Origin of the sequence: Bacteroides reticulotermitis JCM 10512, assembly GCF_000517545.1 — a bacterium.
Lineage (GTDB): Bacteria > Bacteroidota > Bacteroidia > Bacteroidales > Bacteroidaceae > Bacteroides > Bacteroides reticulotermitis.
This window is the reverse complement of sequence record NZ_BAIV01000085.1, coordinates 1-1,223: the sequence shown is the minus strand read 5'-3', so window position 1 is coordinate 1,223 and position 1,223 is coordinate 1. Positions and strand designations below refer to the sequence as shown.

General features: G+C 44.9%; 1 protein-coding gene. It reads right to left on the bottom strand.

Annotated features, from left to right (window positions below; translation table 11 throughout):
* Positions 1-84: 84 nt before the first annotated feature.
* Complete coding sequence (locus JCM10512_RS21030) at positions 85-1,221, bottom strand: OmpA family protein (protein WP_044165926.1); 1,137 nt, start codon at positions 1,219-1,221, stop codon at positions 85-87.
* Positions 1,222-1,223 lie beyond the last annotated feature (2 nt).

Below are 1,223 nucleotides of genomic sequence, written 5' to 3'. Positions count from 1 at the left end.
AAACACAAAGAACCCCCGAAAGCTGTTTCCAACTTTCGGGGGTTACCTTTTCTATTTTCTTTGTTTTACGATCTGTCGATCCGCTTATTTAGCGTGGTCGATTGTACAGATGCTTACGCGGTTCCAGTCAGCTTCGGAGAACATATCACCAATACCTTGACCTTCGGCTACGATGCGGTCTGCACTGATTTTGTACTTCTTAACCAAAATAGACTTAACAGCTTCGGCACGTGCAGCAGCCAATTTTTCGTTGAATGCCAGGCTACCTTCTGGAGAAGCGTATCCTTTGATCACTACTTTAGCAGTAGGATACTTGTTCAAGTAAGAAGCTACGCGCTCTACGTTCGGAAGTTGAGAAACGTCTACAGTTGATTTACCTTGTTTGAAGGTTACGATTGATTCCGGAACACGGTCGGATTTAACGACTGTTTGAACTGCGGGAACTTTGTTGCGGCAATCATCAAGCTCTTTTTGCAAAGCGTTGATTCTTTGTGCTGCTGTACCGAGTTGTCCGTCTTTGTCGTTAACTTGTGAACGAAGATCGTTTACACGAGCGTTCAGGTCGTCAATTTCACCTTGGTTGTAAGGTCTAACGGTGCTGAAGTGGTGTTTGCCATTGCTACCTTTGAAGTGGTATGTCAAACCGGCCATTACTTCAAGACCAGCGTTGTTAGCGTTGAAACGGCTCTTGTGCTGGTTGAAATCACCTTGCATATCATAAACCAAAGCGGGTTTAATACCTACGGTCCATGCTTTTTCTTCACCTAAGTTGAAGTTGAAGTTCAAACCTACTCGTGTTGACCAAGAGTTGGCATCACCATCACCATTTACATAGGAGTGTAACCAACCCACACCGGTTACGGTTTCGATTTCGAATGTGCGGGGAACACCGTTGTAACCACCGAAGAGGTTCATCAAGTTGATCTTACCTACTGCGCTAACGTCTGATCCATCAATAGCAGTCTTACTGGCTGTGGTGTTGATGTATCCTGTTCCGATAAGGCCGACACCGAAGATAGGAGTCAGTTGCTTGGAAACTTCCAAACCAAATGCCGGGCGGGCATTCTTGAAGATAGCACTGTGAGTGAGCGGAGTAATTGCGCCACCGTTGATCCCGATAGACCAGTTGTCAGCGAATTTACCTAAAACTACAGGTTGTTCTTGTGCTTGTGCAGCAAGACCTCCCATTATTAAAGCTGATAAAACAATAATTTTCTTCATAA

Coding starts and splice junctions, on each gene's coding strand:
- JCM10512_RS21030 (WP_044165926.1), bottom strand. CDS start 1,221: ATGAAGAAAATTATTGTTTTATCAGCTTTAATAATGGGAGGTCTTGCT.